Source organism: Nocardia sp. NPDC127526 (assembly GCF_042672265.1).
GTDB lineage: Bacteria > Actinomycetota > Actinomycetes > Mycobacteriales > Mycobacteriaceae > Nocardia.
On the sequence record NZ_JBHXVO010000026.1, the window covers coordinates 7,322 to 32,097 of the forward strand.

General features: G+C 69.5%; 17 protein-coding genes. 15 read left to right on the top strand and 2 right to left on the bottom strand.

The window, feature by feature from the left end; genetic code table 11:
• The first annotated feature begins 227 nt into the window (after window positions 1–227).
• The 5 genes from ACFVIV_RS30430 (at window position 228) to ACFVIV_RS30450 (ending at window position 5,628) form a co-directional block, all read left to right on the top strand.
• Window positions 228–662: a Fur family transcriptional regulator gene (locus ACFVIV_RS30430; RefSeq protein WP_379202218.1), complete on the top strand. Its 435-nt coding sequence runs from the start codon at window positions 228–230 to the stop codon at window positions 660–662.
• A gap of 38 nt (window positions 663–700) precedes the next feature.
• Window positions 701–2,920, top strand: coding sequence for a catalase/peroxidase HPI (gene katG / locus ACFVIV_RS30435; RefSeq protein ID WP_379202220.1), 2,220 nt, complete (start codon window positions 701–703; stop codon window positions 2,918–2,920).
• Between the two features lie 106 nt (window positions 2,921–3,026).
• Complete coding sequence (locus ACFVIV_RS30440) at window positions 3,027–4,487, top strand: FAD-dependent monooxygenase (protein WP_379202222.1); 1,461 nt, start codon at window positions 3,027–3,029, stop codon at window positions 4,485–4,487.
• A 9-nt stretch (window positions 4,488–4,496) separates the two neighbouring features.
• Window positions 4,497–5,123: a TetR/AcrR family transcriptional regulator C-terminal domain-containing protein gene (locus ACFVIV_RS30445; RefSeq protein WP_379202224.1), complete on the top strand. Its 627-nt coding sequence runs from the start codon at window positions 4,497–4,499 to the stop codon at window positions 5,121–5,123.
• Window positions 5,124–5,229: 106 nt separating this feature from the next.
• Complete coding sequence (locus ACFVIV_RS30450) at window positions 5,230–5,628, top strand: hypothetical protein (RefSeq protein ID WP_379202226.1); 399 nt, start codon at window positions 5,230–5,232, stop codon at window positions 5,626–5,628.
• A gap of 87 nt (window positions 5,629–5,715) precedes the next feature.
• On the opposite strand, the gene ACFVIV_RS30455 is transcribed toward ACFVIV_RS30450, so the two are convergent.
• Window positions 5,716–6,426: a hypothetical protein gene (locus ACFVIV_RS30455; protein WP_379202228.1), complete on the bottom strand. Its 711-nt coding sequence runs from the start codon at window positions 6,424–6,426 to the stop codon at window positions 5,716–5,718.
• Between the two features lie 338 nt (window positions 6,427–6,764).
• Between ACFVIV_RS30455 and ACFVIV_RS30460 the strand changes: the two genes are divergently transcribed.
• From ACFVIV_RS30460 to ACFVIV_RS30495, 8 genes are all read left to right on the top strand, one after another.
• Complete coding sequence (locus ACFVIV_RS30460) at window positions 6,765–7,727, top strand: FecCD family ABC transporter permease (protein ID WP_379202230.1); 963 nt, start codon at window positions 6,765–6,767, stop codon at window positions 7,725–7,727.
• Window positions 7,724–8,773 (top strand): FecCD family ABC transporter permease, encoded by a 1,050-nt coding sequence (locus tag ACFVIV_RS30465; RefSeq protein ID WP_379202232.1) that lies wholly within the window; start codon window positions 7,724–7,726, stop codon window positions 8,771–8,773. Before ACFVIV_RS30460 ends, ACFVIV_RS30465 begins: the two co-directional genes overlap by 4 nt.
• A gap of 12 nt (window positions 8,774–8,785) precedes the next feature.
• Window positions 8,786–9,634 carry an ABC transporter ATP-binding protein gene (locus ACFVIV_RS30470; protein WP_379202234.1) on the top strand — a complete coding sequence of 283 codons (849 nt, stop codon included), beginning with the start codon at window positions 8,786–8,788 and terminating at the stop codon, window positions 9,632–9,634.
• Between the two features lie 148 nt (window positions 9,635–9,782).
• Window positions 9,783–17,564: an amino acid adenylation domain-containing protein gene (locus ACFVIV_RS30475; RefSeq protein WP_379202235.1), complete on the top strand. Its 7,782-nt coding sequence runs from the start codon at window positions 9,783–9,785 to the stop codon at window positions 17,562–17,564.
• A 65-nt stretch (window positions 17,565–17,629) separates the two neighbouring features.
• Entirely contained in the window at window positions 17,630–18,613 is a 984-nt protein-coding gene (locus ACFVIV_RS30480; RefSeq protein ID WP_379202237.1) for an ABC transporter substrate-binding protein, read from the top strand.
• Window positions 18,610–19,893, top strand: coding sequence for an enterobactin transporter EntS (entS, locus tag ACFVIV_RS30485; RefSeq protein WP_379202239.1), 1,284 nt, complete (start codon window positions 18,610–18,612; stop codon window positions 19,891–19,893). Before ACFVIV_RS30480 ends, entS begins: the two co-directional genes overlap by 4 nt.
• Window positions 19,893–20,729, top strand: a complete 837-nt coding sequence (locus ACFVIV_RS30490) for a siderophore-interacting protein (protein ID WP_379202241.1) — start codon at window positions 19,893–19,895, stop codon at window positions 20,727–20,729. Before entS ends, ACFVIV_RS30490 begins: the two co-directional genes overlap by 1 nt.
• Before the next feature lie 6 nt (window positions 20,730–20,735).
• On the top strand, window positions 20,736–20,969 hold the full coding sequence (locus tag ACFVIV_RS30495; protein WP_379202243.1) for a phosphopantetheine-binding protein: 234 nt from the start codon (window positions 20,736–20,738) through the stop codon (window positions 20,967–20,969).
• 77 nt (window positions 20,970–21,046) lie between these two features.
• Here the strand turns inward: ACFVIV_RS30495 and ACFVIV_RS30500 are convergent, their stop codons facing one another.
• Window positions 21,047–22,693: a (2,3-dihydroxybenzoyl)adenylate synthase gene (locus ACFVIV_RS30500; RefSeq protein ID WP_379202244.1), complete on the bottom strand. Its 1,647-nt coding sequence runs from the start codon at window positions 22,691–22,693 to the stop codon at window positions 21,047–21,049.
• 103 nt (window positions 22,694–22,796) lie between these two features.
• Between ACFVIV_RS30500 and ACFVIV_RS30505 the strand changes: the two genes are divergently transcribed.
• Entirely contained in the window at window positions 22,797–23,600 is an 804-nt protein-coding gene (locus ACFVIV_RS30505; protein ID WP_379202246.1) for an SDR family oxidoreductase, read from the top strand.
• A 9-nt stretch (window positions 23,601–23,609) separates the two neighbouring features.
• A complete protein-coding gene (locus ACFVIV_RS30510; protein ID WP_379202248.1) occupies window positions 23,610–24,752 on the top strand; it encodes an isochorismate synthase MenF in 1,143 nt (380 codons plus the stop codon).
• Window positions 24,753–24,776: the final 24 nt, after the last annotated feature.

Consider the following 24,776-nt stretch of genomic DNA (forward strand, 5'->3'; position numbering starts at 1 on the left):
CGCCGCTGGGGGTGGGCCGGGCGCGCGCCGGGCCGGGGGGGGGGCCGGCGCCCGGGGCCGCCCCCCCCCCCCCCCCCCACTAGGGGGTTGGGGGCTTAGCCCCCCTCTCCCCAATACCGGCCGGAGGCCGGGTCAGACGTTGGTCTGGCCCGGCCTCTTCTCGTTTGAAATCGTATATCTTCCCGATTCAGCTGCGCTGAAGACTTGAATCAGTCATAATTCGGAACGTGTCCACAGCTGCGGATTTTCAGGGCATGCTGCGTGGCGCGGCGCTGCGGGTGACGGCTCCGCGGGTTGCGGTGTTGACCGCAGTACATGAGCACCCACACTCGGATACCGACTCCATCTTGCAGCGCGTGCGCGAGACGCTCGGCGCCGTCTCCCACCAGGCGGTGTACGACGTCCTGCGAGCCCTCACCGATGCCGGCCTGCTCCGCCGGATCCAGCCCATGGGGTCGGTGGCGCGCTACGAGACGCGGGTCGGCGACAACCACCATCACGTCGTCTGCCGTTCCTGCGGCGTGATCGCCGATGTCGAATGCGCCGTCGGCGACGCACCCTGCCTGACCGCCTCGGACGACAACGGATTCGCCCTCGACGAGGCCGAAGTCATCTATTGGGGACTGTGCCCGGATTGCCGGGCAGCACAGCAACCCTCCTGAACAGCAGCCCGAATTATCACCTCCGGAAAGGAATCACCGTGTCCCAGGAACACCCGCCAATCGGAGAAGCGAACACGGAACCCGCCGCAGGTTGCCCCGTCACATCCGGTCGGCTCAAGTTCCCGACCGAGGGCGGCAGCGCCAACCGCGAGTGGTGGCCCAACCAGCTGAACCTGAAGATCCTGCAGAAGAACCCGGATGTCATCAATCCGCTGGGCGCGGACTTCGACTACGCCGCGGCGTTCAAGACCCTCGATCTGGCCGCGGTCAAGCAGGACATCATCGAGGTCATGACCACCTCGCAGGACTGGTGGCCCGCCGACTTCGGCCACTACGGCCCGTTCTTCATCCGCATGGCCTGGCACGCCGCCGGCACCTACCGCATCAATGACGGCCGCGGTGGAGCCGGCGCCGGCATGCAGCGCTTCGCGCCGCTGAACAGCTGGCCCGACAATGCCAGCCTGGACAAGGCCCGCCGCCTGCTGTGGCCGGTCAAGGCCAAGTACGGCAACAAGCTGTCCTGGGCCGACCTCATCGTCTACGCCGGCAATGTGGCGCTGGAGGACATGGGCTTCCAGACCTTCGGCTTCGGCGGCGGCCGCGTCGACCAGTGGGAGCCCGAGGAGGACGTGTACTGGGGTCCCGAGCAGACCTGGCTCGGCGATGAGCGCTACACCGGTCAGCGCGATCTGGAGAACCCGCTGGCCGCGGTGCAGATGGGCCTGATCTACGTGAATCCGGAAGGCCCCAACGCCAATCCGGATCCGCAGCTGGCGGCGGTCGATATTCGCGAGACCTTCCGCCGCATGGCCATGAACGATGTGGAGACCGCGGCGCTCATTGTCGGCGGCCACACCTTCGGCAAGACCCACGGCGCCGGCCCGGCCGATCACGTCGGCCCCGAGCCCGAGGCCGCCCCGCTGGAGGAGCAGGGCCTGGGCTGGAAGTCCAGCTTCGGCACCGGCGTCGGCAAGGACGCCATCACCTCCGGTCTCGAGGTCACCTGGACCCCGACCCCGACCAAGTGGGACAACTCCTTCCTGGAGACGCTGTACGGCTACGAGTGGGAGCTGTCCAAGTCGCCCGCCGGTGCGCACCAGTGGGTGGCCAAGAACGCCGAGGCGGTCATTCCCGACGCGTTCGACTCGTCGAAGAAGCATCTGCCGACCATGCTGACCACCGACCTGTCGATGCGGGTCGATCCGATCTACGAGCAGATCACCCGGCGCTGGCTCGAGCACCCGGAGGAGCTGGCCGAGGAGTTCTCGAAGGCCTGGTACAAGCTGACCCACCGCGATATGGGTCCCAAGGTCCGCTACCTCGGCCCCGAGGTGCCGGAGGAGACCCTGCTGTGGCAGGACCCGGTTCCCGCCGTCGACCACGAGTTGGTCGACGCCGCCGACATCGCGGCGCTCAAGGAGCAGATCCTCGCCTCGGGTCTGACCGTCGCCCAGCTGGTTTCGACCGCCTGGGCCGCCGCCTCGTCCTTCCGCGGCAGCGATAAGCGCGGCGGCGCCAATGGCGGCCGGCTGCGCCTGCAGCCGCAGGCCGGCTGGGAGGCCAACGAGCCCGATGCGCTCGCCCAGGCCATCCGCGTCCTGGAGGGCGTGCAGGAGTCCTTCAACTCCGCCCAGACCGGCGGCAAGAAGATCTCCTTCGCCGACGTGGTCGTGCTCGGTGGCGCCGCCGCCGTCGAAAAGGCCGCCAAGGCAGCCGGTTTCGATGTCGAGGTGCCGTTCACCCCGGGCCGCACCGACGCCACCCAGGAGCAGACCGATGTGGAGTCCTTCTCCGCACTCGAGCCCGCCGCCGACGGCTTCCGCAACTACCTCGGCAAGGGCACCCGCCTGCCCGCCGAGTACCTGCTGCTGGACAAGGCCAACCTGCTCACCCTGAGCGCGCCGGAGATGACCGTCCTGGTCGGCGGCCTGCGCGTGCTGGGCGCCAACCACGGCCAGTCCGCGCTGGGCGTCTTCACTACCAACCCGGGCGCCCTGACCACGGACTTCTTCGTGAATCTGCTCGATATGGGCACGAAGTGGGAGCCGACCGAGTCCGGCAACTACGAGGGCACCGATCGCGTCACCGGCGCGCCCAAGTGGACCGCCAGCCGCGTCGACCTGGTCTTCGGCTCCAACTCCCAGTTGCGCGCTCTGGCCGAGGTCTACGCCCAGGACGACAACAAGCAGAAGTTCGTCGCGGACTTCGTCAAGGCCTGGACCAAGGTCTCCAACCTGGACCGCTTCGATCTGGTCTGATCCGGGCCGGATCCGAACGCACGGAACCCCGCGAGCCGCTCGGCTCGCGGGGTTTCTTTGTGTGCCTCTTGCCTGTTCTTGGTCAGCGACCTAGTGTTGTTGGTCAGTGACCAACAAGGAGGATGTCGTGGCCGATTTCGATGTGGCGATTGCGGGAGCCGGGCCGGTGGGGCTGTGGCTGGCGGGGGAATTGCGGCTGGCGGGGGTTTCGGTGGTGGTGGTCGAGGCGCGGGAGGAGCGGGATCCGAATTCGAAGGCGCTCACGATTCATCCGCGGACCATCGAGGTGCTGGCCTCGCGGGGGCTGGCCGGGCGGTTCCTGGCGGAGGGGAGGCGGGTTCCGCGCGGGCATTTCGGGATGCTGGAGAACTGGCTGGATTTCGAGCTGCTGGATACGCCGTATCCGTTCACGCTGGTGGTGCCGCAGGCGCGGACCGAGGAGTTGCTGGAGGAGCATGCCCGTAATGCGGGAGCGGATATCCGCCGGGGGCAACGGGTTTCGGATGTCGTTCAGCACGAGGACGGCGTGACGGTTCGGATCGAGGGTCGGCCGGATCTGACCGCGCGCTGGGCCGTCGGATGCGATGGGGTGCGCAGTGCGGTGCGGCAGGCTGCCGGGATCGAGTACCCGGGAACGCCGGCCAGTGTGCTGGGCTGGCTGGCGGATGTGGAAATGACTGCGCCGCCGCAGGTTCCGGCGTTCAGTCGCTGGACGCAGGAGGGCATGGTCATGGTGGCGCCGATGCCCGGCGAGCGTTACCGGCTGGTGGGGTTGGCGCCGAAGGATATTCGCACGGACTGGCCCGGCGAGCTGACGCTGGACGAGGTGCGTGCGCGCGTGCGGGAGATCGTGGACGCCGACTGGGGGATGCATTCCCCGATCTGGTTGTCCCGCTTCGGGAATGCGAGCCGCCAGGCCGATCGGTACCGGCAGGGGCGGGTGCTGCTCGCCGGCGATGCGGCGCATCAGCACTTCCCCGCCGGCGGGGTCGGCATGAATGTCGGGATCCAGGACGCCATGAACCTGGGGTGGAAGCTCGCGGCGACCATTCACGGGCGGGCGCCGGATGGGCTGCTGGACAGCTATCACCTGGAACGGCATCCGGTGGGGGCCGCGCTGTTGCGCAGCACCCAGGCGCAGACGGCGGTCATGAGCGACTTCTCGCCGGAAGGCGCGCAGTTGCGGGCGCTGCTGTCCGAATTGATCGCTACCAGGCCGGGATTCGCGCGTCCGCTGGCCGAGCAGCTCGCCGGGCTGGCGGTCGCCTACCCGGCCGAGCCGGGCGCGCATCCGCTGACCGGCACGCGCGCACCGGATTTCGAGCTCCAGGATGGTTCGACGGTGTTCTCGGCGCTGCGTGGCGGGAGTCATCTGGTGCTCGATTTCACCGATTCGGTCTCCGCGCTCGCGAATTCGGCTGTTCACCGCGTGCTCCCGGTGTCGGGCAGGCCGGAATGGGCGGGAGTGGCCGCGGCCCTGGTCAGGCCCGACGGCTATCTCGCCTGGGTCGGCACCGACCCGTCGGGCCTGGCGGCCGCACTCGAGGCGGCGGGACTGCCGTCCTAGACTGGGTCAGTGACCAACAAGCAACCGGTGCGCACCGCGCGCGTGGGACTGGCTCGGGAGTCGGTGGTCGAGACTGCCCTGGAGATCCTGAACGAGAAGGGCCGCGACGCGGTGTCCATGCGCGCGATCGCGGACCGCCTCGGCGTGCGCATGAATACCGTCCTCTGGCATGCCAAGACCAAGAACCGGTTGCTCGAACTGATGGCGGACGAGATCCTCGGCGCCACCGACACCTCGAATCTGCCCGATGCCTGGGACGACCGGCTGCGAGAGCTCATGCACCGTGTCCGGCGCTCCCTGCTCGCCTATCGAGACGGCGCGGCGGTCGTCGCGGGCACCTATACCCCGGAGCCGGGGACCCTCCGCGTCGCCGATGCCATTGTCGCGGCCCTGCTCGACGGCGGCCTCGATGCCAAGCGCGCGGCGTGGACCTGTTGGACCATCGTGTATTTCGTGATCGGCCTCGTCCAGGAAGAACAGGGCTACCCGGCCGCCGATACGGCGCGGATGGCCGAGCACTTCTCCTCCGGCGTCTACCCGGCATTGTCCCGTGTCGCGGATCACTTGCGTGACAGCTCGTTCGACGATCGCTTCGAATACGGACTCGGTCTGATACTGGCCTCGCTGCGAGACTAGCGGCACGAATGGGGCATCCGCCCGATAGTGGTTGCTGGGTGAATGCGCGATGATCGAGATCCTGCTCGAACCCGATTCATGTCCCTCGACTGTGTAGGAGTGGCTTGTGACCTCTGCTCGAATCCTTTCCACCCTGGTGGCGGCCGGCGCCCTCCTGCTGGCCGATCCGGCCTTGGCCGCGGCCGAGCCGTCCGTGCAGGTGGTCGGCGGCCGGGAGCGCATCAAGATCGCGGTCGCCGGCACCGAGTACCCGGCCGATCGCTGCCTCGTCGACCCGGATTCCGAGCGGCACACCCAGAGCCTGCCGGTTCCGGCCTCGGGAACCCTTGTCGCCGAGGGCATTGCCGCGGGGCAGGCGCACGTCATGGTGTGGTGCCCGCAAGGTGGCGTCATCTGGCGCGGGTATGTCGAGGTGCAGCCGGGCAATCCGGTTCTCGATCTGCAGGACCGCGCCTTCGCCGCCGCGGGGAGCAGTGATCGGGTGACCGACCCGGCGCTGCGCTGAGGTCAGCGGATCGGGCCATCCAGAAGGCCCGCCGCACAACGCAAACCAGGCCCGGCAGCAAGCTGCCGGGCCTGACCTGTGGTGCTCTTACTTGGCCGGCTGCGCGTTGGGCATCGGCGAGTTGATGGTGGTGAAGTACTGGGCGGCGGCCAGGACGGCAACCGGGGCGGTGACGAAGATCTGGCCCGCCAGGGTGCCCAGGAAGCCGAGCGAGGAGGCGCCGATGAGGCAGCCGGCGAGGGGGCCGGCACCGAACATGAGCGCCAGAGGCCCGGTCAGCGCGGCACCGGCGATGCCGCCGATGACGCAGCCGACGGCCGCGCCGCCGATGCCGCCGACCAGGGTGGCGATGGAAGCGCCCAGGGCGATGGTGCTGGTCATACGGGACCAGGCGGCGACCTCACGGTCGTACTCGGACTTCCAGGGAGCCTTGTCCTCGTAAGGCAGGGCGACCGGCTTGTAGACGGCCTTGTCGATCTCGAACTGCGGCGTCAGCGTCGCGGTGCGGCCGGAGATCTCGGCGGCGATCGGGAACTCGAACTCGTCGACGCGGAACTTCAGCTCGGTGCCGGCGACGGTCGCGCCATTGGCGGCCTTGACCTTGAAGACACCGTCCTCGACCACCAGGGAACCGGCGTCGGTATTGATGATGGTGTTGGTCTCACTATTGGTGAGGGTGTAGTTGATAGCGTCACCCTCGGCGGTATCCGCCAGCGGCGCAGCGTGGCTCGCACCAGCGGTGAAGGTCGTGGCGACGGCGAGACCGGCGGCGATCAGGGCGGCCTTGGTGAATCTCACGGGGGTAGAACCTCTTTCTGTTCCCTCATCAGGACATGCGTCATCCGGCCCGGTGCATCGGTGGTCAATCGCAGTGCGGGCCATGCGAACACGGCTTCGTCCGGCCGGCGGGGGCTTGGAAACAGCTGACGTTTTGCTGAACGGCAGCTGTGAACCGGACAGCGGACACGTTAGGGTAGGTAAGCCTAAGTCGCAAGAGCTTCGTTTTGGAAGTGTTGCGCACGGGCCCGGCCCGCGGGGTCGCGGGGCCCGGGCGCAGCGTGGATCACCTGGAGAGATACGACCCTATGGATAGCCCGCGTTCGCGGTCCCGGCCCTGGTCAGGATGGTTATTGGCGGTGGCCGCGCTGGTGGCCGCCGCGCTGCTCAGCCTGCTCGTCGGCACCAAATCCATTCCGGTCGGTGAGGTCTGGAACGCATTGTGGGGGCCCGGTGAATCACCGGATCACCTGATCGTCATCGAGTACCGGGTGCCGCGGACGCTGCTCGGACTGCTCGCGGGGATCGCGCTCGGCGTGGCCGGATGCCTCATGCAGGGGCTCACCCGCAACCCGCTGGCAGATCCGGGTCTGCTCGGCATCAATGCCGGAGCGGCCTTCGGCATCACCCTCGCGGTGGCCTTCCTCGGTGCGGCCGAGATCACCTCGTACGTGTGGTTCGGCTTCGCCGGAGCCGCGGTGGTCTCGCTGGTGGTCTACCGGATCGGCACCGCGGGCAGGCAGGGCGCGGACCCGGTGCGGCTGACCCTGGCCGGCGTCGCCGTGACCGCCGTGCTGACCGGGCTCACCAAGGGCCTGATCCTGTTGAACGCGAAGGCTTTCGAGGAATGGCGGCACTGGGAGTCGGGCTCGCTGACCGGCCGCGGCTACGACGTGATCGCCGGGGCCGCGCCGTTCATCGCCATCGGCCTGATCGCCGCGATCATCGCCGCGCGCTCGCTCAATGCGGTGGCGCTGGGGGAGGACCTCGCGCATGCGCTGGGCGTCAATGTCGGCCGCACCCGGCTGCTCACCGCGGCGGCGCTGACCCTGCTGTGCGGCACCGCCACCGCGGCGGTCGGCCCGATCACCTTCGTGGGCCTGGCGGTGCCGCATATCGCCCGCTGGATCGTCGGACCGGATCAGCGCTGGATCGTGGCCTATTCGATGGTGCTCGCGCCGATCCTGGTGATCGGCGCGGATGTGCTGGGCCGCGTGCTCATTCCCTCCGATGAGGTGCCGGCCGGACTGGTGAGCGCCTTCCTCGGCGCACCGGTGCTCATCTACCTGGCCCGGCGGGCGCGAACGGGGGCGGCGGCATGAGCAACGGAATCGATTTCGGGCGTACCCAATTGGTGGTGCGCACCCGCGGGCTGACCGCGCGCGTGGGCGTGCGGACCGTGGTGGTGTGCGCGGTGCTGCTGGTGGCGGCGCTGGCCGTGGCGGTGCTGTCGCTCGGCAGCGGGGACTACCCCATTCCGCCGGACCGGGTGGTGCGCGCGCTCGTATTCGGCGATCAGCGCTTCGACCGGCTCGTGGTGTGGGAGTGGCGGTTTCCGCGCGTGGTGCTGGCCCTGGCGCTGGGAGCCGCGCTCGGGGTCAGCGGCGCGATCCTGCAATCGGTGACGCGGAATCCGCTCGGCAGCCCGGATATGGTCGGCTTCAACACCGGCGCCTACACCGGTGCGCTCATCGTCATTCTGACCATGGGGGGCGGGCCCTTCCCGACGGCCCTCGGCGCGCTGGTCGGCGGTCTCGCATCGGCGCTGATCATCCAGCTATTGGCCTTCCGGCACAATGTGACCGGCTTCCGGCTGATCATCGTGGGCATCGGCGTGAGCGCCATGCTGGCCTCGATCAATACCTGGCTGATCCTGCGCGCCGATCTCCAGTCGGCCATGTCGGCCGCCGCCTGGGGCGTGGGCACGCTCAATGGCGTGACCTGGTCGCAGGTCGCGCCCGCGCTGCTCATCCTGGCGGCGCTGGGATTGGCCGCGATTCCGGCCGCGCCCCGGTTGCGCACCCTGGAACTGGGTGATGACCTGGCACGATCCTTCGGCCTCGACGTGAGCCGAATCCGTCTGCTGCTCATCATGCTGAGCGTGGCGCTGACCGCCGCGGCCACGGCGGTGGCGGGACCCATCGCCTTCGTCGCGCTGGCCGCGCCGCAGCTGGGCCGCCGCCTGGCGCGCACGCCCTCCACCGCGCTGTTCCCGGCCGCGGCCATGGGCGCGCTGCTGCTGGTGGTCTGCGATTTCATCTCCCAGCGCGTCTTCGCGCCCACCACCTTGCCGGTGGGCGTCGTCACCGTCTCGATCGGCGGGCTGTATCTGGCGTATCTGCTGGTGGCCGAGGCTCGAAGGAACTAGAGGAAACTGTTCATGCACGAAAAGCGCAGTCCCGTCGCCGAGCCGGTCGCCGAGGACGCGAAAACCGCACGGCTGCGGGCGGATCGGGTTCGCCTCGGGTATCGGGGGCGGACCATCAGCGATGAGCTCTCGGTGGCTGTTCCCGACGGGGAGTTCACGGTCGTGATCGGACCGAACGCCTGCGGGAAATCCACGCTGCTGCGCGCCCTGGCGCGATTGCTCGCACCCGAATCGGGGGCGGTGTTGCTGGACGACAAGGCAATCGGCTCGTATCCGGCCAAGGAGGTCGCGCGCCAGGTCGGTCTGCTGCCGCAGACCTCCACCGCGCCGGACGGCATTCGCGTCGCCGATCTGGTGGCGCGCGGGCGCTTCCCGCATCAGACCCTGCTGCGGCAGTGGTCCAAGGCCGATGAGGAGGCGGTGGCCGCCGCCATGGCCGCCACCGGCGTCACCGAGCTGTCGGCGCGGCTGGTGGACGAGCTGTCCGGCGGTCAGCGGCAACGGGTTTGGATCGCCATGGTGCTCGCCCAGGACACCCCGATCATCCTGCTCGACGAGCCGACGACCTATCTGGATATCGCCCATCAGATCCAATTGCTGGATCTGTGCCGGCGGCTGAACCGGGAATCCGGGCGCACCGTGGTCGCGGTCCTGCACGACCTGAACCACGCCTTCCGCTATGCCGACCATCTCATCGCCATGAAGGACGGGCGGGTGATCGCGGCTGGTCCGCCCAAGCAGATCGTCACCGCCGATCTGGTGCGTGAGGTCTTCGCGCTGGGCTGCCGGATCATCGACGATCCGGAGACCGGCGCGCCCTTGGTCATCCCCTTGGCCGAGAATGCCGCGCCGGTGGCCTGAACCCCGGCCTTGACCGGCCGGAACAGGAAGGTTCCCACTTGGAATTAAACTTAGGCTAACCTATTTTGGCCCCTCCCTCGCTGGACTCATCGAGCCCGGGTGGACCGAGGGAGGGGCCGAATGTCGTTGAGGGTGAAGGGAGTTGCCGGTGGATCGGAACGGCTCGGGAGCCGACCAGGCCGGGGCGGTCGGGGCGGGATTGCCGCTCACCGGGCCGCAGCTGGGCATCTGGAACGCTCAGCGATTCGATCCGGAATCCGGCCGCTACCTGGTCGGCGAGGTCCTCGAGATCTCCGGCGACCAGCCCATCGACATCGACCTGCTGGCCGAGGCCATCCGCAAGACCGTCGCCGAATCCGAGAACATGCGGCTGCGCTTCCGGGAAACCGCCGACGGTCCGCGGCAATTCGTCACCGATGCGGCCGCCGAGCTGCGGCCGACCATCGACCTGCGGGCAGCGGCCGACCCGCTGGCCCTCGCGCACGAGGCCGTGGCCCTGGAACGGCATCGCGCCGCCGAATACTGCAAGGCCATGGTGGATCGGCAGCTGTACATCTACACGCTGATTCGGCTGAGCGACACCGAGGTGTGGTGCGTGCAGCTCTACCACCACCTGATCGTCGACGGCTACAGCGCGGCCCTGCTGTCCCGCCGCGTGGCCGGGCACTACACCTCCATGCGCCGCGGAACCAAGCCGCCCAAACAGACTTTCGGCACCATTGCCGCCCTCGTCGCCGAGGAGCAGGAATACCGCGCCGGCGAGCAGTTCGAACAGGACCGCCAGTTCTGGCGCGACCAGCTGACGCCGTGGCCGTCCCTGGACGGACGCGGACAGCATGTCGGCGGTGCGGTGGAGCGAACCATTCGCGGCGAGGCGATCCTGACCGCCGACACCCTCGCCACCTTGAAGGAATGCGCCGACAACTACGGCGTCACCTGGGCCGATGTCCTCGTAGCCTGCTACGCCGCCTTCATCAACCGCGAACTCGGCAGCTCCGACGTGGTCCTGTCCATGCTCCTCATGGGCCGCGTCGGCCGCGCCGCCCTGTCCACCCCCTCCATGGCCGTGAACGTCCTGCCCCTGCGCCTGACCGTGCGCGCCGACGACCGCCTCGGCGAACTCGCCCCGCGCGTCGCCGCGACCCTGCGCGAAGTCCGCGCCCACCAGCGCTACAGCGGCGACGACCTGGCCCGCGACTTCCACGGCTACGGCGCCGGCGAACTCCTGCACGGCGTCGGCATGAACCTCAAGGTCTTCGACTTCTCCCTCGACTTCGACGGCTCCCGCGGCGTCCTCCGCAATGTGGCGGGCGGCCCGCCCGAAGACCTCGGCGTGGTCGTCACCCCCCTGCCCGACGGCACGGTCCTGATCGGCTTTGAATCCGACGCCCGCACCAACGACGGCGACACCGTCCGCCGCCGCATCGACGGCCTGATGCGCGTGATCAACGCCTTTACCGGCGCCGACAAGCCCCCCGTGGGCGCCCTCGAACTACTCGACCCCGCCGAGCGGACGCAGTTGCTGGCCACGCGTTCGGTGCCCGCACCCACCACCGCCGTCGAGCTGGTTCCCGAGGCGTTCGACCGCCTGGTAGCCAACCACCCCGGCGCGATCGTGCTCGCCTCCGACGACATCGAGTGGACCGCCGCCGAATTCGGCTCCCACGTCAACCGCCTCGCCAACTACCTGCGCGCCAATGGAATTCGCCCCGACTCGGTCGTCGGCGTAGCCCTCCCACGCTCAGCGGAATTCGTAGTCGCCCTGTTCGCGATCTGGCAGGCAGGCGCCATCTACTTGCCCCTGGACCCTGAACACCCGCTACCCCGCCTGCGCGGCATGATCGCCGATGCCGCACCGGAATTGGTGCTGAGCGCCGGACAGCTGGCAGCGGACCTCGCCGCCGGCCCGCACGAATCACCGTCCGAAACGGCCGGCGCCGGGCTCGGCGCGCTCGACCCCGGAGACCGCGCGCGCGACGCGGCGGCCGGTGTGGCCGATATCCACCCCACCGCATACGCCGCCCGGACCGGCGCGAATGGCATCGAGGCGGGCGTGAAGGACGTCGGTTCCGGTGCCGGTGGGACCGGCACTCGCACCGGCGATATCGCGTCTGCTGCGGATGCGGTTGGAGATCGCCGGCGCGGCGAGCGGCACCGCGTGGTGGATATCGGCAGCGTGGAGTTCCAGTCGCGGCTGGAGGCCTGCCCCGGTTCACGGCGGCCGGAAGAGGCTGGCGCGCGGGTGAATTCGCGTCACGGCGCGTATTTGATCTACACGTCGGGGTCTACCGGGCGGCCCAAGGGCGTGCTGGTGGATCACGGGGCGCTGGCGCGGTTGGTGGCGGCGCATCGGGCTGGGATGTATGCCGAGACGGGGGAGCGGGCCGGGCGGGCGTTGCGGGTGGCGCATACGACGTCGTTCGCGTTCGATGCTGCGTTGGATCCGCTGTTGTGGATGCTCGATGGGCATTGTGTTCGGGTGTACGGCAGTGAGATTCGGCGAGATCCTGCCGCGTTGGTTGCGGCGTTCGGGCGGGACCGGATCGATGTCGTGGACGGGACGCCCGCTTTCGCGGCGGGGCTGCTGGATCACGGGCTGGCGGATATCGCGCCGCAATTGCTGGCGCTCGGCGGTGACGCCTGCTCGCCGGAATTGTGGCAGCGGATTCAGCGGGCGGGGATCGCGGCGGTCAATCTGTACGGGCCGACCGAGTCCACCGTCGACGCGATCACCGCGGTCGTGCGGGATGCGACGCCGCATATCGGGCAGCCGCTGCCCGGGACGCGAATCTACCTGCTCGACAATGGTTTGCAGGTTGTCGCGGACGGCCGGATCGGAGAGCTGTATCTGGCGGGGCCGCAGCTGGCGCGCGGATATCTCGGGCGACCGGACGCCACGTCGGACCGGTTCGTGGCCGATCCGTACGGCCCGCCCGGGGCGCGCATGTACCGCACCGGCGACCGTGCGCGCTGGGTGCCGGGCCGGGGTTATGAGTACCTGGGCCGCGTCGACAATCAGGTGAAGATCCGCGGACATCGCGTCGAATTGGGCGAGGTGGAGGCCGCGCTGGGCGGGCTGCCCGAGGTGCGCGCCGCGGCGGCCGATATCCGGGAAATCGCCGGGCGGCCGACCTTGATCGGATATGTCGTGGCGGGCGCGGACATCGCCTCGGATTCCGGTCGGCCCGCGGGTTCCGCGGGCGAATTCGCGCCCGGGCGGACCGCGCTGGATTCGGTCGAATTGCGTTCGAAGCTGGCCGATCTGGTCCCCGATCACATGGTGCCGTCGAGGCTCGTTTTTCTCGACGAGCTGCCGCACACCGTCAACGGCAAGCTGGACCGGGCGGCGCTGCCCGAGCCGCCGTCGGAGATCGGTGGGCGGGCGGCATCGACTGCCGCCGAGCAGTCCGTCTGCGCAGTGGTGGCGGTGGCGCTCGGCCATGACGCGGTGAGCATCGACGACGACTTCTTCGGGGTCGGCGGTGACAGCATCACCGCTATCAGCGTGAGCAGCCGGTTGCGGGAACAGGGGCTGATCCTGTCGCCGCAGGACCTGCTGACCCGGCGACCGCTGGCCGAACTCGCGGCGACTGCCGCTGCGGCCGCGACCTCCGCTGAGGCCACCGGTGCCCCGAAGGCGGAGCGCGGGATCGCTATGGCGTTGCCGCAGCGGAGCATTGACGAGCTGGCGGCGCAGTACGGGCCGGTCGCCGATGTGCTGCCGCTCTCGCCGCTGCAAGAGGGGCTGCTGTACCACGCGCTGCGTGATGGTGACGACGACATCTACACCATGACAGCGCGTTTCGAGCTGGCCGGTGCCGTGGACCCGGATCGGCTGGAGGTCGCGTTCCAGCGCATGCTGGCCCGGCATCCGAATCTGGGTGCGGCGTTCTGCTACGAGCAGTTCGATCAGCCGGTGCAGGTGGTGCCGCGCACGCCCGGATTGGGTTGGCGTGTAGCGGATTTGCGGGGCCTTGCGGTCGACGAGGCCGAGCGGGTCGCGGCGGAGCTGGAACAGCGGGCCGGTGCCGAGCGGTTCGATATCGCCGCGCCGCCGCTGCTGCGGGTGCTGCTGATTCGCGTGACCGATACCTCGCAGCGGCTGGTGCTGATCGCGCATCATCTGCTGGCGGACGGCTGGTCGGTGCCGATCATGCTGCGCGAGTCGCTCGCGCTGTACCACGGGGAAGGCGAAAAGCTGGCTGTCCCCGGCTATTACGGCGACTATCTGGCTTGGCTCGGTGCTCGCGATACCGAGGCTGCCGTCGACCGCTGGCGCGACTACCTGCTCGGAGTACCCGCGCCGTCTCTGATCGGCATTCCGGGACAGCGCTCGCATGCGGTCGGGTTGCGAGTTCCGCTGCCCGACAATGCCGCCGCAGCTCTGGAGGAGGTCGGCCGCCGCTTCGGTCTCACCATGAACACCCTGCTGCAGGGTGCGTGGTCCATGGTCTTGGCCGCTCATCTCGGCCGCACCGATGTGGTCTTCGGCACGGTCATCTCCGGCCGCCCGGCGGATCTGCCGGATGTCGAGACCACCGTGGGCCTGTTCAGCAATACGGTTCCGGTTCGCCTGCCGCTGGATCCGCGGCGGTCGCTGCCGGATCAGCTCGTCGATTTCCAGCGCACCTCGTTCGAGATGCAGGCTCAGGGCTACCTGGGACTGGCCACCGTCGAGCGGGCCGTGGGTCTGGGCCACCTGTTCGACAGCCTGGTCGTATTCGAGAACTTCCCGAAATCCGGGCTGCGCCAGCCGGAATCGCATGAACTGCGGGTGGCGGACGTCTTCGTCCACAGTCTCACGCACTACCCGATCGTGGTGACCGCGCGGCCGGGCGAGCGTTTCGATCTGCTGCTGCACCACGATCCGGCCGCGGTGCCGGAGGCGGTGGCCACCGAACTGGCGGACCGACTGGGGGCGGTGCTCGCCGCCCTGATCGCCGATCCGGACGCCACCGTCGCCGCGGTGACCGAGACGACCCGTCAGCGCGAAAGCCATGCCGACACCCTCGCCACGTGGGGCGCGACCATCGATCCCACAACACCCGCGGTGACGGCCGAATGCGTGACGATCAACTACGGCGACTTCCACGCCCGCGTGAATCGCCTTGCCCGCTGGTTGATCTCACAGAACCTCGGTCCCGAAACCGTTGTCGCGGTGGCAATGCACCGCTGCACCGATTCGGTGATCGCCGCCCACGCGATCATCCGATCCGGCGGCGTCTACCTCCCGATCGATCCCGAGCAGCCGGCGCAACGCATCGACAGCATTCTCGAAACCGCCGCCCCGGCACTGGTTTTCAGCACCACCACCGATGGCTTCGACACCGGCCGCGCCCCCGTCGTCGCCGTCGACCGGCTGGATACCACCGGATTCGCGGACTCCGAGATCTCCGATGCGGAGCGAATCGCACCGCTGCGCCCCGCGAATTCCGCCTACCTGCTGTTCACCTCCGGCTCGACCGGTGTGCCGAAGGGTGTCACGGTCGCCCACGAATCGATCGTGAACACCTTCGAATGGCTGCAGCGCCAGCAGAGTTTCGGCCCGGGCGACACCATCCTCTACCGGACCCCGCCCACCTTCGACGCCTCCCTGCTCGAACTTTTCCTTCCCCTGCTGGTCGGCGCCCGCATCGTCCTCACCCGCCCGAACGGCCACAAGGACCCCTACTACCAGGCCCAGCTCATGGCCGACGAGCAGGTGACCACCGTCCAGATGACGACCTCCATGCTCACGGTCCTGGCCGAGGAAACCGACCTCACCGCCTGCACCGCCCTGCGCTGCGTCATCACCGGCGGCGAGGCCCTCCCGCCCGCCACCGCCCACCGCGTCCGCGCCCTCACCGGCGCCCACGTCAACAACCTCTACGGCCCCACCGAGGCCGCCGTCTGCATCACCTACCACGACACCACCGACGCCGACACGACCTCCGTCCCCATCGGCCGCCCCGCCACCCGAGCCGGAGTCCGCGTCCTCGACGACCAATTGCGCCCCGTCCCAGCGGGAACGATCGGCGAGCTGTACCTCACCGGCATCCAACTGGCCCGCGGCTACCTGGCCAAGCCCACCCTGACCGCAGGCTCGTTCGTCGCGGACCCGCACGGCCACGGCGACCGCATGTACCGCACCGGCGACCTCGTGAAGTGGAACCCCCAAGGCGAACTCGACTACATCGGCCGCGCCGACAGCCAAGTCAAACTCCGCGGCCAGCGCATCGAACTCGGCGACATCGAATCCGCCCTCCTCACCTGCGAAGGCGTAGCCCAAGCCGCCGTCCTCCTCCGCGAGGACACCCCCGGCGACCAACGCCTGGTCGCCTACCTCATCGCCCGCTCCGGAGCCGAACTCGCCCCCGCCGCAGTGCAATCCGCACTCACCCAACTCCTCCCCGCCTACATGATCCCCGCCGCCTACGTCGTACTCGACCACATCCCACGCACGGCAAGCGAAAAGATCGACCGCAAGGCGCTCCCCGCTCCGGGGCATAACAGTGCACCCGCGCCCGGCAGCGCACCCGCGCCCGGCAGCGCACCCGCGCCCGCACCCGGGACAACCCCGGCAGCAGGCGCATCCCCCCGTCATCCCGGCGTGCTTTTGGCCGGGATCCAGGCGCGCAGCACACCACCGAATATGGTGGATTCCGGCCAAACCCACGCCGGAATGACGGAGGCGAGTTTGCTCGCTGACGTCCGCGCCGCCATGGCCGCGGTGCTCTCGGTCCCCGAAATCGGCGCGGACGACGACTTCTTCGCCGCCGGCGGGCATTCGCTCACCGCGGTCCGGCTGATCGGCAGACTGCGGCGCTCAGGAGTAGCGGCGGTACTCGACGACGTATTCGCCGCGCCCACCCCGCGCGCACTGGCGGCAAGGATCTCCGCGACATCCCCAGCCGGCCTCGCGTCGACCGCTGCATCGGACCTCGGCACCGCCGCTGGCCGATCCGGCGCTGCCAGTTCGGATTCGGCGGCGGCCGCCGCGTCGGGAGCACGCTCGGATGCCGTCGCCGGAGCGGTGCCGGATTTCGCGACCAGCACGTCGATGGGCCGCGAGAGCGCTGTGCCTTCGAACTCAACTGCCGTCGGACCGGCCGCGTCTGCTGCTGGGCCGGGCCCCGCGACCGGTGTGACGCACGGCTCGGGCGCCGCGAGTGTGCACCTCGGACTTGGTGCAGCGGCTGCCGCGGACCGTGCCGAATGGCTGGCCATGATGGGCAGCCGCCTCGACCATGTGCTGGAGCTGCGTGCTGCGGGATCGCTCGCGCCGTTGTTCTGTGTGCATCCGGTCGGCGGGACCGCGTGGCAGTTCGGGCCGTTGGCGCGGGTGTTGCGGGCGGATCGGGGGATTGTCGGGTTGCAGTTGCCTGCGTTGGGGGGCGATGACTTCCGGGCGGGGTCGCTGGAGGAGTTGGCCGGGTATTACCTGGGGACCATTCGGAGCATTCAGCCGGAGGGGCCGTATCACCTGCTCGGGTATTCGCTGGGCGGGAATGTCGTGCATGCGATCGCGGCGCAGTTGGAGGCGGCGGGGGAGTCGGTGGCCTTTGTGGGGCTGGTCGATTCGCATCCGCTGGCCAATCTGGTCGAGCAGGCCGGGCGGGCGCTGGGGGATCCGGCGGCGCTGGATCGGCTGTTGCCCGAATTGCCCGAGGACGCACCGGAACTCGCGGCGGCCGTGCGATCGGCGGCGGCCGAGTTGCTCGGGATGGTCGGGGAATCGGCGACCCCGCGGTATGGCGGGGCCATGAATTTGTATGCCGCCGATGACGGTTCGGCTCCCGCGCGCACCGAGGCGCAGGTGAGCGGCTGGCGGGCGGCGGGGGCGCGGCTGGTGGTCCGGCGGCTTCCGTACTCGCACTTCGGCATCGTGTCCCCAGCCGGGTGGACCGAGGTCGCGGCGCTGCTCGACGTCGATCCCGCGATCGCCGGATGAGCTTCCCCTCCGGGGATTTCCACACCGAAAGAGAAAGAACACCCAATCCAATGACGTTGTACCGAATGACGGCTCGCGTGCGCGCCGCCGTCGCGCTGCTCATCCTCGCGCTGGTCGCGGTGGTGGCCGGCTGCAGTAGCTCCTCCTCCGACGAGGCCGGCAAGTCGGGTACCCGGGAGGTGCAGACCGCCAAGGGCGCGGTCACCGTGCCCGCCGATCCGCAGCGGATCGTGGTGGTGAACGGCTCGCTCGCCGGCTACCTGTTCGACCTGGGCGCGAAGGTGAAGGCCGCGGATCCGCGCGTACTGGGCGTGACCCTGAAGCCGGGCGAGTTCCCGGCCGCGTGGTCGGAGGACGCCAAGAAGCAGGGCACCGAGGTGCTGCCCTCCGGTGACAACATCAATCTGGAGTTCATCGCGGCCCAGCAGCCGGACCTGATCATCGGTGGCGGCCAGGGCTTCCCGGGCCAGCAGTCCATCGACGGCTACGACAAGCTGGCCGCCATCGCGCCGACCGCGCTGGTGCCCTCGGACCTGCTGCAGTGGCAGGACCAGCTGAAGGTGGTCGCGGACATCGTCAACCAGTCCGACAAGGTCGACGGCCTGATCAGCAACTACAACGACAAGGTCGCGAAGGTCAAGGCCGGCATCAAGGTGCCGCAGGGCGCGGTGTCGGTCTACCAGTCGCGCAAGGATCAGAAGCCCTCGGTGATCGCCCCCGGCACCCCGCTGGCCACGCTGCTCACCGCGGTCGGCTTCACCATCGACGACAAGGTGGAAGCCAAGGCGGGCAACCCGACCCGTCCTGCGGCCGCCGACTGGGTGAACTTCAGCCCCGAACTGGCGAGCACCGTCGTCGACGCCCCCAACCTGTTCGTCGTGCAGCTCGACGGCGGCCGCAGCATCGCCCAGCTGAAGGAGGACCCGGTCATCGCGAAGCTGCCGGCCTTCCAGTCCGGCCACGTCTACGAGCTGCCCGTCACCGCGCAGCGGCCCGACTACCGCAACACCATGGCCACCCTCGATCTGCTGGGGGAGCGCTTCAAGTGACAGCCGTCGGCGGCCTGCTCATCGATACCTCGCCCCTGAAAGCCAGCCGCGGATTCCGCTGTGCCTTCGCGGCCCGGCTGGTATCGGTGCTCGGGATCGGCCTGCTCATGGTGGCCCTGCCCGTGCAGGTCTACCAGCTCACCGGATCCTCCCTGCATGTCGCCGGCGTCACCACGGTCACCGCGGTCGCCCTGTTCGCCGGAAGCCTGGCGGGCGGGGTGATCGCGGACCGGTACGACCGGCGCGATGTCATCCAATGGTCGCGCAGCGCGGCCGGTCTGGGCTTCCTGGCCCTCGGCGTGAACGCGCTGCTGCCGGATCCGCAACTGGCCGTGATCTATACCGCCGGCGTGGTCGACGGCCTGGCCGGCGGTATCAGCGGATCGGCGCTCATGGCGCTGGTCCCGCAATTGGTCGGCCGGGAGAAGCTGGCCGCCGCCGGAGCGCTCACCGCGCTCACCTCCGACCTCGGGACCATGATCACTCCGGCCCTCGCCGGTCTGCTCATTGCCGAAACCGGTGTCGGCCCGGCCTTTTTCATCGCGGCCGCCGCCACCGCCGCGACCGTCGGGCTCATCCGCGCCATCGGCCCTTCACCGGCGCCGGCCCGCAACACCCAGCATCCGCTGCGCGAACTCGCCACCGGCGTCCAATTCGCCATGCGGCACAACCTGATTCGCGCCGTCCTGTTCACCGGCCTGGTCGCCATGCTGGTGAGCGGCCCGCTGGTGCTGCTCCCGGCCTTCGTCGACGTCGAACTCGGCGGCGGCCCGACGGTGCTCGGCCTGCTGTATGCCGCGCCGGGCGCGGGTGCGGTGCTCGGTTCGCTGACCAGCGGCTGGATCGGCCGCTCGGGCCGCCCCGGCCGGGCGCTGCTGCTCGCGGTGGCCCTCATGCCGCTCGGCGTGATCGCGGCCGGACTGTGGGCCAATGCGGCCTGGGTCTTCCTCGGCCTGGCCGCCTTCGGTCTGGCCCGCGCGGTCAGCATGGTGCTGCGCTACACGCTGCTGCAGCAGCAGTCCCCGGAGGAGTTCCGGGGCCGGATCTCCGGCCTGCTGATGGTGCAGGCGGTCACCGGCTCCGCGATCGGCTCGATGGCCGCCGGCGTGGTGGGACAACTCTTCGCGCCGGACACCGCGTTCCTCGCCTACGGCATCGCGACGCTGGTGCTGGCGGGTCTCGCGGCGGCCTTCGCGGGTCCGCTGTACCGGCTGGGCGGAAACGACGGCGCCGCACCGGTTCCCGCCCCGGCCCCGTCTCATGGAAAGGAAGAAAACTGATGGATCGCGCGGCCTACGCCGAACGCATCACCGAAGTGCTCGCCGGTGAGCACGGGCACAAGGTCGGTTATCCGATCGGATTGTGCGCCGTGGAAGTAGCGCGCACCGTGCCGGTGGGCGCGGGCCTGGTGCGGATCACCTTCCGCGGTGAGGATCTCGCCGGATTCCACAGCTATGTGCCGGATGAGCATGTGCGCCTGGTCTTCCCGGGTGAGGACGGGGTGCTGCGGCTGCCCAGGAAGGACGGGCTGTCCCTGGAATGGGGCAACCCGCGCCCGGTGTCGCGCGAGTACACCGTGCGCCGCTTCAGCGCCGAAGACCGGGAACTGGATATCGATTTCGCCATCCACCCCGGCGGGCTGGCCTCGGAGTGGGCGCTGGCGGCCGTCCCCGGCACGCCGATGCACATTGCGGGCCCGCCCGGTGGCGTGGTGGTGCCCAAGACCTATGACAAGTATCTGCTGATCGGCGATATCACCGCGCTGCCCGCCATCGCCCGCTGGCTGGAATGGCTGCCGCGCGAATCCTCGGGCTGGGCGTTCATCGAGGTGACCGGACCCGACGAGGAAATCGCCATCGACGCCCCGCCGGGCTTCACCGTGCACTGGGTGCACCGCGGTGACGCCGAGCCGGGTACCGGCGACGCGCTGGAGAAGGCCGCCCGCACGGTGGAAATTCCTGCCGGGGAACGGGTTTACGCCTGGCTGGCCGGTGAGTCGGGCGTGCTGAAGCCGATGCGCCGCTGGGTGCGCACCGAGCTCGGCATCGGCCCCAAGGACTGCCTGATCGCCGGGTACTGGAAGCGCGGCGTCGCCGACTACGATCGAGACGAGTGAGGGATCATGACGAACGAAACGACCGCCCTGTCCGAGCGGGTCATCGAGGATGTGGCGGCGGCGCTGGGCGTCGGCGCCGATGAGCTGACCGTCGAGACGAATCTCCTTGACGCCGGCCTGGATTCGGTGCGGATCATGTCGCTGGTGGAGAAGTGGCGGGCCGACGGGTTCGAACACGTCGACTTCCCCAGCCTCGCAGCGGATCCCGTGCTGGGTTCGTGGATCGACGTGCTGTCTTGACGGGTGGCGCGGCCGTCTCCGCGCCACCCCGCGGTGCGGTAGCCGCACGGCCCTCGCGGGCTGTGCGGCTATTGCCGTCAGTTCCGTTGCGCTCCTTCGGCGAGCACCTGGCGCAGTTCCTTGCGGCTGATCTTGCCGACGCCGGTCTCCGGGAAGTTCTCCACGACCACCACCGAATCCGGCATCTTCCAGGCCGCGACACCGCGCTCCCGCACGAAGGCGCGCACGGTCATGAGGGTGAGCTTCGCGTCCGCGTCGACCGGCTGGACGAAAGCGCAGATGCGCTGCCCCAGTACCGGATCCGGCGTACCCACGATCACGGCGTCGCGCACGCCCGGATGCGCGAGCAGGTGGCCCTCGAGCTCCTCGGCCGACACCTTCTCGCCACCGCGATTGACCCAGTCGCCGGCGCGGCCGCGCACCTCGAGATTGCCGTCGGGGCGCAGGCTCACGATATCGCCGGTGCTGTACCAGCCGTCGGCGGTGAAGCTGCGGGCATTGGCCTCGGCATTGTCGTAGTAGCCGCGAATCGTGTACGGGCCCTGGGTGAGCAGATTGCCGTCCGTGCCCGGCGGCACCTCGACGCCCTGGTCGTCGACCACCTTGACCCGGTCGTACTCGGACATGGGGCGGCCCTGGGTGGCGATCACCACGTCCGTGGGATCGTCCAATCGCGTGTAGCAGACCAGTCCTTCGGCCATGCCGAACACCTGCTGCAAGGTCACCCCCAGCGCCGGTCCGACACGTTCGGCGAGCTCCTCGGGGCAGCGCGCACCGCCCACCAGCACCACCCGCAGGCTGGACAGATCCGGAGTGTTCCCGGCCTCGGCCCGCTCCACCCACAGCCGGGCCAGCGGCGGCACCAGGCCGGTGATGGTCACCCCGAACTTCTCGATGAGCGGAAACGCCGTCGCCGGTGTGGGATCCGGCGTCATGGCCACGGTGCCGCCCGCCCACAGCGCGCCCAGAATGCCGGGCGAGCTCATCGGGAAGTTGTGCGCCACCGGCAGTGTCGCGAGATACACGCTGTCGCTGCCGAGTTCGCAGATCTCGGCGCTGCGCCGCACGCTGAACAGGTAGTCGTCATGGGTGCGGGGGATGAGCTTCGGAATGCCCGTGCTGCCGCCGGACAGCTGCAGGAACGCCACGTCACCGGCATTCAGGACCGGCAGTTCGCCCGGCTCGTCGCGGAACTCGGCGATATCGTGCGCACCCGCGGGCAGGTCCGCGTCGCCATCGCCGACGACCACGAGATGCTCGAGCGAGGCGACCTGCTGCCGGATCGAATCCGCCAGCGCCGCATAGTCGAACAGCTGATGCTTGCCGCAGGTGATCACGGCCTTCGCCGCGCTGGCGGTGGCGATCGGCACCAGTTCGGCCTGCCGGTGCGCGGGCAGGCAGAACACCGGCAGCGCGCCCAGCCGGAACAGCGCGAAGATCACCTCGACGAATTCGGCCCGGTTCGGCAGCTGCACCAGCACCCGGTCCTGTCGGCCGATGCCGAGCCGCGCCAATCCGGTGGCCAGCGATCGGGAGCGCCGATCCAGTTCGGCGTAGCTCCAGGAATTGGCCGTATCGACCACGGCGATCGCCTCGGGCGTGGCGGCCGCCCGGGCGGCCAGCATGTCCCCGAAGGTCTCGCCGGTCCACAGGCCGAGCTCTCGATACCGTTGGGCGTCGGCCGCCGGCCACGGTGTGAAGCCGGGGAGCACGGTCGATGACATTGCAGGACACCTCTTTTCAGCAGATTTCGGACGGCGCGCTCGGTGCCGGAAAGCTAACTTTGCGAACGAGCGCAACCTATTCTTATCAGGTTAGGCTAACCTTATGGTCATGATCGATTCGGGTGAGCGCGTGGTCGTCGTGACCGGAGCCGCCGCGGGCATCGGAGCCGCCGTCGCGGCGGCCCTCGCGAGCGACGCCGGCGCGATATCGCTGTGGGACCGAGATCCGCGGGTCCATGACGTGGCACGGGAAATAAGCGCCGGCACAAAGGCTTCCGTCACCGCCGTCGAGGTGGACGTCACCGACCGTAGCGCAGTCGCGGACGCCTTCGACAAACTGGTGGCCGAGCACGGCCCGGCCGATGTGGTGGTGCACGCGGCCGGAATCATGCTCGCGGGCACCGGCCTGGACACCACGCCGGAGGATTGGGAGCGGTCGCTGGCGGTCAATGCCACCGGCACCATGCACGTCACCCAGCGGGCCGCCAACGACATGGTCGCGGCGGGCGGCGGCGCCATCGTCGTCGTGTCCTCCAATGCGGCGAGCACTCCGCGCGTCGGCATGGCCGCCTACTGCGCCTCCAAGGCCGCGGCCACCGCCTTCACCCGCGCGCTCGCCCTCCAGGTCGCCCCGCACGGCGTCCGGGTGAATCTGGTCTCGCCCGGCTCCACCGACACCCCCATGCTGCGCGGCATGTTCGCCGACGGCGACCAGCCGCTGGACGAGGCTTCCCACACCGCCCTGCTCGATGGTGATCCGACGGCCTACCGCCTCGGAATTCCCCTGCGGCGCATTGCCGCTCCCGCCGATATCGCCGCGGCGGTCCGCTTCCTGGTATCCGACGACGCCCGCCACATCACCCTGCACGATCTGCGGGTGGACGGCGGGGCGACGCTCGACATGTGACCCGAGAGGATGATCCCCATTTCCGCCACCACCCCCGATACCTCGGAACCCGCCTTTATCCTGGCCCGTCCGCACCGGACCGTGGTCGCGCAGGGCGTCGGCCGGGTATTCCACACCGCCGCCGAGGCCGTCGCCGCGCTGCGTAGCGGGCAGGTCGAATATATTGTCGGCGCACTGCCTTTCGAGGTCGGCGCACCCGCCGCACTGTTCGCGCCGCACTCGATGTCGGTGCGGGACAGCGCCTACCGGCCCGCCGCGCCGGAGCACCTACCCCGGTTCGAGATCGATTCCGCGGTGCCGCCGAGCGCGCACATGGAGCGCGTCGCCGCCGCGGTTCGCCTGCTGGCCGATCCGCTTCACTCGATCCGGAAAGTGGTGCTGGCGCGGTCGATTCGCGCGCGGTCCGAGCAGCCCATCCGGGCCGCCGAACTGCTGGATCTGCTCGTCGCCACCGATTCGGCCGGCAATGGGTTCCTCGTCGATCTCTCCGGTGCGGGCGAGGCATATCACGGCAAGCATCTGGTCGGCTCCAGTCCCGAAATCCTGGTTCGCCGTGAGGGATCCGAGGTGCTGAGTCACCCGCTGGCGGGTTCGGCCCGGCGCGCACCGGATTCCGACGCCGACCGTGCGGCCGCCGATAACCTGCTCGGCTCGGCCAAGGATCGGCACGAGCACGGTTATGTGGTCGATCAGGTCAGCGGTGTGCTGCGCGACCGCTGCGCCACCGTGCACACCCCGGCCGGTCCGGAGCTCACGAGCACGCCGGAGATGTGGCATCTCGGAACCCCCATCACCGCCACCGTGCCGGTCGACGGCCCGTCCGCGCTCGAACTCGCGGCCGCGCTGCACCCCACGCCCGCCATCTGCGGCACCCCGACCGCCGCGGCCGCGCGGCTCATCGCGGACCTCGAAGGCGATCGCGGTTTCTACGCGGGCGCGGTGGGCTGGTGCGATGCCGAAGGCAATGGCGAATGGATGGTCAGCATTCGCTGCGCCGAGCTCGCCGCCGACGGTCGCAGCCTGCTCGCCCATGCGGGCGGCGGCATTGTGGCCGAATCCGATCCGGCCGCCGAATTGGCCGAGACCACCGGCAAATTCCAGCGCATCCTCGGCCCCCTGGGTATTGCGGATGTTCCGGTCACCGTCGCCTGATCGGCGGCCCTGACCACCCTTTCC